The 9,043-nt window shown below is 70.6% G+C and carries 10 protein-coding genes; 5 read left to right on the top strand and 5 right to left on the bottom strand.

What is annotated here, in order from left to right; genetic code table 11:
• The first annotated feature begins 53 nt into the window (after window positions 1–53).
• Window positions 54–953, top strand: a complete 900-nt coding sequence (locus KUM40_RS09765; RefSeq protein ID WP_217165108.1) for an alpha/beta fold hydrolase — start codon at window positions 54–56, stop codon at window positions 951–953.
• Window positions 954–972: 19 nt separating this feature from the next.
• On the opposite strand, the gene KUM40_RS09760 is transcribed toward KUM40_RS09765, so the two are convergent.
• On the bottom strand, window positions 973–1,878 hold the full coding sequence (locus KUM40_RS09760) for an NYN domain-containing protein (protein WP_217165155.1): 906 nt from the start codon (window positions 1,876–1,878) through the stop codon (window positions 973–975).
• Between the two features lie 235 nt (window positions 1,879–2,113).
• Between KUM40_RS09760 and KUM40_RS09755 the strand changes: the two genes are divergently transcribed.
• On the top strand, window positions 2,114–2,266 hold the full coding sequence (locus KUM40_RS09755; protein ID WP_007444413.1) for a hypothetical protein: 153 nt from the start codon (window positions 2,114–2,116) through the stop codon (window positions 2,264–2,266).
• 98 nt (window positions 2,267–2,364) lie between these two features.
• Here the strand turns inward: KUM40_RS09755 and KUM40_RS09750 are convergent, their stop codons facing one another.
• The 3 genes from KUM40_RS09750 to KUM40_RS09740 form a co-directional block, all read right to left on the bottom strand.
• Complete coding sequence (locus KUM40_RS09750) at window positions 2,365–2,970, bottom strand: MarC family protein (RefSeq protein ID WP_217165106.1); 606 nt, start codon at window positions 2,968–2,970, stop codon at window positions 2,365–2,367.
• 57 nt (window positions 2,971–3,027) lie between these two features.
• Window positions 3,028–3,885, bottom strand: coding sequence for a PHP domain-containing protein (locus tag KUM40_RS09745; RefSeq protein WP_217165104.1), 858 nt, complete (start codon window positions 3,883–3,885; stop codon window positions 3,028–3,030).
• A gap of 160 nt (window positions 3,886–4,045) precedes the next feature.
• The gene (locus KUM40_RS09740; protein ID WP_217165102.1) at window positions 4,046–4,696 is read right to left on the bottom strand and encodes a DUF6758 family protein; all 651 of its coding nucleotides are present in this window, start codon (window positions 4,694–4,696) and stop codon (window positions 4,046–4,048) included.
• A 194-nt stretch (window positions 4,697–4,890) separates the two neighbouring features.
• Between KUM40_RS09740 and KUM40_RS09735 the strand changes: the two genes are divergently transcribed.
• Window positions 4,891–6,114, top strand: coding sequence for an MFS transporter (locus KUM40_RS09735; protein WP_217165100.1), 1,224 nt, complete (start codon window positions 4,891–4,893; stop codon window positions 6,112–6,114).
• A 75-nt stretch (window positions 6,115–6,189) separates the two neighbouring features.
• Here the strand turns inward: KUM40_RS09735 and KUM40_RS09730 are convergent, their stop codons facing one another.
• Window positions 6,190–6,822 (bottom strand): suppressor of fused domain protein, encoded by a 633-nt coding sequence (locus tag KUM40_RS09730; RefSeq protein WP_217165098.1) that lies wholly within the window; start codon window positions 6,820–6,822, stop codon window positions 6,190–6,192.
• A gap of 533 nt (window positions 6,823–7,355) precedes the next feature.
• Here KUM40_RS09730 and KUM40_RS09725 point away from each other — a divergent pair.
• Entirely contained in the window at window positions 7,356–8,471 is a 1,116-nt protein-coding gene (locus KUM40_RS09725; protein ID WP_217165096.1) for a magnesium and cobalt transport protein CorA, read from the top strand.
• Window positions 8,472–8,511: 40 nt separating this feature from the next.
• Entirely contained in the window at window positions 8,512–9,033 is a 522-nt protein-coding gene (locus tag KUM40_RS09720; RefSeq protein WP_217165093.1) for a hypothetical protein, read from the top strand.
• The last annotated feature ends 10 nt before the right edge of the window (window positions 9,034–9,043 follow it).

Raw genomic sequence — 9,043 nt, 5'->3', positions numbered from 1 at the left:
CCCACAGCCCAGCCGCCCCCTCCCCCGTCCCCGCCGCCCGATAGCCTCTGCGCGTGAGCAGGAACGCTGCCTTCAGCCCGCCCCCGGACGCCCGTGCGTACCGGCTGCGTACCGCGCGCGGTGAGTTCGCCGTCGTCGACTCGCCCGTGGCCGACGGGGTCGAGCCGCGGGGTGTGGCGGTGATGCTGCCCGGGTTCACGGGGAGCAAGGAGGACTTCACGCTGCTGCACCAGCCGCTCGGGGCACGCGGGTACCGCACGGTGGCCGTGGACGGTCGGGGGCAGTACGAGTCGGACGGGCCCGAGCACGACGAAGCCGTGTACGCGCGGCCGGAGCTGGCCCGGGACGTGCTCGCTCAGGTCGCCGCCCTCGGGACGCGCGTGCATCTGGTCGGTCACTCGCTGGGCGGTCAGATCGCGCGGGCCGCCGTCCTGCTCGACCACGCCCCGTTCGTGTCGCTCACGCTGGTGTCCTCGGGCCCGGCGCGGATCTCCGAGTCGCAGCAGCAGCGCGTGAAGCTGCTGCGGGACGCGCTCGACACGATGACGATGGCGCAGGTCTGGAAGGTGATGCAGGCCATGGGGCCGCCCGAGGAGGTCGGCGCCCCGGCCCCCGCCCACGGCCCGGAGGACCCGGAACGGCTGCGTGACCGCTGGCTGGGCACCAGGCCGGCCCAACTGCTCGCCACGGGGCGCCAGTTGTGCACCGAGCCGGACCGCGTCGCCGAACTGGCCGCCGTGCCGCTGCCGTGCCACGTGCTGTCGGGCGCCTACGACGACACCTGGCCCGTGCCCCTCCTGGACGAGATGGCCGTACGGCTGGACGCGCGTCGGACCGTCGTCACCGGCGCCGAGCACTCCCCCAACACCGACCAACCCCTGCCGACCGCCCTCGCCCTCGCCGACTTCTGGGACGGCCTGCCCGCACCGCCACCGACGGACAACAGGGCCTGAGTGCCTTGTCCTGGACTAGCTAGTACTGCGCCTGCAAGTGCTCCCAGAAGCCGTCCCGCAGCGCACGCCGCAGGTCGGCCTGGCCGCGCAGCGAGTACTGCAGCAGCCCCTCGGCCTCCACCAGCAGGTCCTGGTCCACCGAGCCGGGGAGGTAGGGGTGTCCGGGGAGCAGCTCCACCAGTGACTCGCGTCCCCGCGCCGCCAGCCACTTCGCCGCGATCTGCGCGCCCACGAAGCGGACGTCCTCGCGGGCCGGGCGGGCGACGCCCGACGCCTCGAAGGCATGGGCGGTGCGCCGGGAGACGTACGGCTTGAAGAAGTCGAGGTCGAAGGTGCGCTGGCTGTCGACCTCCCAGAGCAGTGGTTCGGCCTGGTTGCGGCCGTCGGGGGCCTCGATGCCCCACAGATGGACGCGGGCGCCGTATCCCTGGGCGGCCTCGACCGCCGACACCAGGTCCTCGTCGCCGCCGAGCAGGGCCGCGTCGCTGATGGCGCGGTGCCGGGCGAGGGACTCCAGGTCGGAGCGGATGAGGGAGTCGACGCCCTTCTGCTGGTTGTTGGCGTTGAGGTTGCCCAGGCGCACCTTGACGTCCGGCAGCTCGGCGATGGACTGCTGCTCGGCGGTGTGTATGCGGCGGCGGGCACCGTCGTACCAGTAGACGCGCAGCAGGCGGCTGTCCGCGAAGATGGTGCGGGCCTTGTCGATGAGCGCCTCGATGAGACCCTCGGCGTCCAGGTCGAAGGCCCGGCGGTCCTCGGTCCCGGCGACCAGCCGGCCCGCCGCCGCGTACAGGTAACCCGCGTCGACGAAGATCGCGTGAGTGGAGGGCGTCTTCGCCACCTCGGCGAGCATGCGCTGGAGCAGCTCGTTCGTGCGATCAATGCGAGCGTTCTGGGACGCGAGGTCGTCGTTCATCGCCTCCATTGTCCCGGCGGTCACGCTACGAACACAACCGGTCCCGGTCAGTCTTGTATCGGACATCTATCGCGCGGTAACAAGCGGCTTACTTGTCAGTAATTAGCCGTGCGAAAAATTTCCTTAGCGTAGGGAATGTTTGCAGTGGGCAGCCCGTTGACCACTACGGAAGCCCGGGCACCGACGACCCAGGAGCCACACCAGTAGTTCTCCGCAGGAGGATGACCAGATCAAGGGAGAGGCCATGCGCTTTGAAGTCATGCGACTCGACGACGTCGACGGGACCCCCGTGGACACGACTGTCGTGGACGCCGCCTCCGTAAACCGTATCGTTCAGCAGGCCGCCGCCATCGGGCAGCGCCTGTGGATCCGCCCCGCCGACACCTCGGCCTTGTAGCGCGGACCCTTCGCACACGCTCAGGAACCCCCGCACGGACGCCGTGCGGGGGTTCCTGTCTGTTCCTGTCTGTTCTTCTCACGCTGACTCACGCGTTCTCAAGCGCCCTGGATCACCTGTGTGACGCCGTTGATGATCTGCTGCACGGCGATCGCGGACAGCATCATGCCCGCGAGGCGGGTCACCAGGACCACGCCGCCGTCCTTGATGATCCGGATGATCAGCAGCGAGTACCGCATCACCAGCCACAGCACCACGTGGATCGCGAGGATCGCCACCCACACCGAGGCCTGCGTGGTCACGCTGTCCGCCTTCTGCACGGCGAGGATCACCGACACGATCGCGCCGGGCCCGGCGAGCAGCGGCATGCCCAGCGGTACGAGCGCGACGTTGACGTCCTTGGTCTGCTTCGGCTCGTCCGTCTTGCCGGTGAGCAGGTCCAGCGCGATCAGCAGGAGCAGCAGCCCGCCCGCGATCATCAGGGCGGGCACGGACACGTGCAGGTAGGCCAGGATCTGGTGCCCGAGCAGGCCGAACACCGTGATCACACCACCGGCGACGCAGACGGCCTGGAGGGCCATCCGCCTCTGCACCTTGGCGGGGCGGCCGGAGGTCAGGGCGAGGAAGATCGGGGTGATCCCGGGGGGATCCATGATGACAAAGAGGGTCAGGAAGAGAGAGCCGAAGACGGCGACGTCGAACATGGGTGAGCTACTGGCCTTGCGGGAGAGTGGACGGGCGGGAGGTGCGGGAGGTGCGGGTCAGGCTCCGCCGGCCCCCGGCACGGGGAACGCCCCGTGCGCCCGTCGCGTGATCTCCCCGTACACCTCGGGGTCCGTCGTGTACTCGCCGAGCACGCAGGTCTTCCGGCTGCCGTGATAGTCGCTGGAGCCGGTGACCAGGAGCCCCAGCTCCTTCGCCGTGGCGGCCAGCCGCACCCGCGTGTCCGCGTCGTGGTCCATGTGGTCGACCTCGATGCCGTCGAGCCCGGCCGCGGCCAGGTCCGCGATCACCGTGTCCGGCACGGTGCGGCCCCGTTTGGCGGCGGCGGGGTGCGCGAACACGACGACGCCGCCCGCGCCCTTGATCAGCCGGATCGCCTCGAAGGGGTCGGTCTCGTGCTTCTCCACGAAGGCCCGGCCACCGTCGGCCAGCCAGTCCGCGGAGAAGGCGTCGCCCACGGTCGGCACGACGCCGAGTTCCACGAGCGCGGAGGCCACGTGCGGGCGGCCGACCGATCCGTCGCCGGCGATCCTGGCGACCTGCTCCCAGGTGACCGGCACGCCCAGCTCGTTGAGCCTGGCGACCATGGCACGGGCCCGCGGCACGCGGTCGTCCCGGACCAGCTCGCGCTCGGCGAGCAGGGCGGGCTCCTCGGGGTCGAAGAGGTAGGCCAGCATGTGCATGCTGATGCCGTCGATACGGCAGGAGAGCTCCGCACCGGTGACCAGGGTCAGCCCCTCGGGCAGCGCGGCGACGGCCTCGGCGTGGCCGCGGGTGGTGTCGTGGTCGGTCAGCGCGACGACGTCAAGTCCGGCCGCGGCGGCCTTGCGCACCAGCTCGGCCGGGCTGTCCGTGCCGTCGGACGCGGTGGAGTGGGTGTGCAGATCGATGCGCACGACACTCACTCCAAGCGGGAACGGGACGGAAGGGGACGCTCAAGGGTAACCGGAACTCAACCCCTCGCCGTCACACCCGCAGCCGCCCCGCACCCCCTACGCACCGGCACCCCACACGCTCGCGCCCCACGCACCCACGCCCTGCGCGCCCCGCCGAGGACTACGGCGCCGTCGGCTCGATCAGCCGCGGCGACAGTGCCCCGCACGGCACCAGGTCCACCTCGGCACCCGCGTCCCGCAGGTCGGTCAGCACCAGTTCCTCGTACATCAGCAGCCCTGCCCGCTCGGGCCAGACGACGGCCCACAGCCACATCCCGAGGGCCTCGCCCGCGAAGACGGCGCGGTCGACCGGACCGCCGGAGACGTGCCAGAGGGGGGTGGGACGGCCCGCGGCCAGGACCTTGACCTGGGGCGGCTTCTCGACGTCCATGTACGGCCCGGGGTCCGGGGCGTCGAGCCCCGCGTACCGCGCGCCGAGGCCGACGCCCAGCTCCTCGGCCACCAGGATCAGCTCACCGACGCCGCCGAGCGGGCCGGGTCCGGAACAGGCGACGGCGGTGGCCCGGCCGCCGCTGCGGTCGTCGCCCGCACAGGCCACACCGGTGAACAGCCAGCCGACCGGAAGCGGCCACGGCATCCACAGCGGCACCTGGGTGCGGTGCACCACGACGCCGAGCGCTTCGACGCTGGGCGGGAGGACGGGCTGCAGCGGGTGCACGGTGCCGTGCACATCACACTGCCAGGAATCGGCGAAGAGGCCGGGAGCCCTGACCCGGCCACCACACTTCGGGCAACTGGGTTCGCCCCTCATAGAGCCCCACGGTCCTACCCTCACTCCCCCACGTCAAGGACGATCACCCATCCGGAGGGGAGGCCGGAGGGGAGGGCTGACCGGCGAGAATTAGGTGTACGTTGCATTAATTAGCAGAGCTAACTTACTATGTGCATACACCAACCATTACACCAACCGTTACGCCAACCATCTCGTCGGCATTGGAGCAAGCAATGGACCCCTTCGACGCGGGTGCGGGCGGCATCCTGCGACAGCCCAAGGCCGTGTGGGCGACCGCCGGCGCGTCCGTCGTGGCCTTCATGGGCATCGGGCTCGTCGACCCGATCCTTCCGTCCATCGCCAAGGGCCTGGACGCGAGCGCCGGTCAGGTCTCGCTCCTGTTCACCTCGTACTTCCTCATCACCGCCCTCGCGATGCTGGTCACCGGCTACGTATCCAGCCGCATCGGCGGCCGCAAGACCCTGCTGCTCGGCCTGGCGTTCGTCGTGGTCTTCGCGGGCCTGGCCGGCACCTCCGACACGGTCGGCCAGCTCGTCGGCTACCGGGCCGGCTGGGGCCTGGGCAACGCACTGTTCGTCTCGACGGCCCTCGCGGTCATCGTCGGCGCGGCGGCCGGAGGCAGCGCCGCCGCGATCCTGCTCTACGAGTCCGCCCTCGGCCTCGGCATGGCCTGCGGCCCGCTGCTGGGCGCGCTGCTCGGCGACGCCAGTTGGCGCTACCCGTTCTTCGGCACGGCCTTCCTGATGGCGATCGGCTTCCTGTGCATCACGGTGTTCCTGAAGGAACAGCCGAAGCCGGCCCGCAAGACCTCGCTGCTCGACCCGGTCAAGGCGCTGGGCCACGGCGGCCTGGCCTCCGTCGCGGCATCGGCGTTCTTCTACAACTACACGTTCTTCACGGTGCTGGCCTTCACCCCGTTCGTGCTGAACATGACCCCGTACAAGTCGGGTGCCGTGTTCTTCGCCTGGGGTGTGCTGCTCGCCGTCTTCTCGGTCCTGGTGGCGCCGCGCATGCAGCGGCGCTTCGGCTCACTCAAGGTGCTCGGCGGCTCGCTGGTGCTGCTCGCGGCCGACGTACTGGTCCTCGGCTACGGCAACCACACCGCCGCGATCGTCTGCACGATCCTGTCCGGCGCGTTCATCGGCGTGAACAACACGGTCTACACCGAGCTGGCCCTCGGGGTGTCGGACGCGCCGCGTCCGGTGGCGAGCGCGGGCTACAACTTCGTGCGCTGGTTCGCGGCGGCGGCCGCTCCCTACTTCGCGCCGAAGATCGAGGAGTGGACCGACGTCCACATCCCGTTCGTGGTGGCGGCGGTGACCGCCGTGCTCGGCGCGATCGTGGTCGTCGTACGGCGCCGGGCGCTCACCCACGAGGCGGAGGAGCTGGAAACGAGGCACGCGACCGAGGACTCGGTCACGGTCTTCGCCAACTGACGCCGAGTGATGCCCACTGACGTCAACCGACGTCAACTGACGAGACAGACCGGTGAGTTACGTCACGCCGGTACGTCAGTCCAGGGGGACGGACCTGCGGGACGGATCGCGCAGGTCCGTCCCGTGTGTCAGCCAGCGTTCCTGGAGGGCAGGCGCGCCGTGCACGCGCTTCCAGGCGGCCTCGTTCGGCGTCATCGGCAGCAGCGGCAGGAACCGCACGGGGTCCAGCGGGGCGTCCAGCTCCAGGTCCTCGACCAGGCCCCCCGGCTCGGCGACCAGGACCGAGGTGAACGGGGCCCCGGGCCACAGCGCCTCGCCGACGTCGAGAGACGCGCCGGGCGTCACGATCACGCCCTCGACCTGCGGAGACGCGGCCAGTACGGCGAGCGGCCTGAGCACCTTGTCGGTGTCGGCGAGACCGGACCGGACCGAGAGGACCAGCTCGGCACGGGGGCCCTTGACCGGGTCGGCGAGCGCGGCCGTGGGGTCCGCCATGGGCTGTGCGGCCATGCCGAGGGTGGCGTAGCGGACGATGTCGCTCTCCTGGCCGCCGGCGGGGCCACCGACGGGACCGCCTGCAGGACCGCCTGCGGGGAAACGCAGCACCTCGATGCGGTCGGTGCCGAGGAAGGTGACGGCCGCGCGTGCGTCCGGCTCACCCAGCGCACTGCGCAACCGCGCCTCGACCAGAGGAAGAACATCAGCCATGCCGCGAGCATAGAACTCGTCGTGAACCGGCAAAGCGGCGCCTTGACACGTCGCACGACTGGTACTGTGGGCCAGCGGTTCGGGGCAGCACGCAGCGCGTCGCGATCAAGCCCCCGACACTGCGAACTCTCCCCTACGGGGAACCCCTCTAAACAAGGGGAATGGATCGTCCCTCACGAGGGACCGGCCGGAGGAGGTGGGCGGCATGGACCGAAGTCGACCGTGCAGTACCACTCGCTCTTCCCGCCGCTGACGCCGCTGTTCCGGCTCTTCCCGCCGCAGCCTGTCGTTCGCGCCTTCCCACCGAAGAGCACTTCGTCTCGTTTTGCCTGATCCGATCCGTCGACACGATGTCCGTCGATCGGTATCAGCCGCTGAATGACTAGCTGAATCAGCAGCGAAGTCGGCCACCGCGACGGTGCGGTGCCCCCCGCTTTGTGGACGCGCCGAACACGCGTGGTCAGGACGTCCTCATTCCGGGCGGTTCCACCCGTCACCGGCCTCGTTCGCTGCCCGTCGCGAAGGAGCCTGCCATGTCGATGATCCGTGACCTGCGCGCCGCGGTCCGCCCGTCCCGCGTCTCTCTGCGCAAGGACAGCGGCGCCTACGACACCACCCGCGACCCGGCGACCCCCTCCGCCGTCGTCGACTGCGCCGTCTACCGCGACGGCACACGCGTCGAGACCGACGTGCCACTGACCCCGCACACCGCGATGCGCCAGGTGCGCCGCGACGGCGGGTTCGTGTGGATCGGTCTGCACGAGCCCACCGAGGACGAGTTCGCCGGTATCGCCCGGGAGTTCGGGCTGCACCCCCTCGCCGTGGAGGACGCCGTCCAGGCCCACCAGCGGCCCAAGCTGGAGCGCTACGACGACTCCCTGTTCACGGTCTTCAAGACCATCCACTACGTCGACCACGCCCAGCTCACCGCCAGCAGCGAGGTCGTCGAGACCGGCGAGGTCATGTGCTTCACCGGCCGGGACTTCTTCATCACCGTCCGGCACGGCGGCAAGGGCTCGCTGCGCACGCTGCGGCACCGGCTCCAGGAGGACCCCGAGCTGCTGCTCAAGGGCCCCTCCGCGGTGCTGCACGCCATCGCCGACCATGTCGTGGACGGCTACATCGCGGTCGCCGACGCGGTGCAGGACGACATCGACGAGGTCGAGACGGAGGTGTTCTCGCCGGGCCGCAAGGGCACACCGCGCGGCTCCGACGCCGGCCGGATCTACCAACTCAAGCGCGAGGTGCTGGAGTTCAAGCGTGCGGTGGCGCCGCTGCTGCGCCCCATGCAGTTGCTCAGCGAGCGGCCGATGCGGCTGATCGACCCGGAGATCCAGAAGTACTTCCGGGACGTCGCCGACCACGTGGCGCGGGTGCAGGAGCAGGTCGTCGGCTTCGACGAGCTGCTGAACTCCATCCTCCAGGCCAATCTCGCCCAGGCGTCCGTCGCGCAGAACGAGGACATGCGCAAGATCACCTCGTGGGCCGCGATCATCGCCGTACCGACGATGGTCTGCGGCGTGTACGGCATGAACTTCGACCACATGCCGGAGACGCACTGGAAGTTCGGCTACCCGCTCGTCCTGTCGGTCACGGTCGTCATCTGCCTGGGCATCCACCGCACGCTCAAGCGCAACGGCTGGCTCTGACCGGGCCGAAGGACGAAGCGGGCTGGATAGGCTGACCGGCATGACAAGCGAGCTGCTCGACAAGGCCCTCGTCGAGGAGGCCACGAAGAAGTCCGGCCTCGTCTGGGTCAAGGGCCCCGGCGTGCCCGCGCGGGCGCTGTGGCACATCTGGCACGAGGGCGCGGCCTGCGTCGTCGGCGACGGGCCCGGCGAGCAGCCGCTGCCGGGGCTGGCCGACGGGGCGGCGGCCGAGGTGACGGTGCGCAGCAAGGACAAGGGCGGCCGGCTGGTCTCCTGGACCGCCCGGGTCGTGGAGCTGCCGCCCGGTTCCGAGGCGTGGCAGGCCGCGGTCGCCGACCTCAAGGGCAAGCGGCTGAACGCCCCGGACGGCGAGGCCATGACCGGCCGCTGGGCCCGCGAGTGCCGGGTACTGCGCCTGGAGCCGACGGGGGCCACGGCGCCGTTGTCCGACGCCTCGCTGGCCGAGGCACCGCTGCCGAGCCCGGCGACGACCCGGGAGCCGGCGCCGGCTGGGCTGCCGCGCCTGCTGCTGAAGCGCCGCAAACGCCGCAAACGCCGTTAGAAGACCTGTC

The organism is Streptomyces sp. AC512_CC834 (genome assembly GCF_019049325.1).
GTDB lineage: Bacteria > Actinomycetota > Actinomycetes > Streptomycetales > Streptomycetaceae > Streptomyces.
Note: the sequence above shows the minus strand (reverse complement) of the source record. Positions and strands in the feature narration are given on the sequence as shown.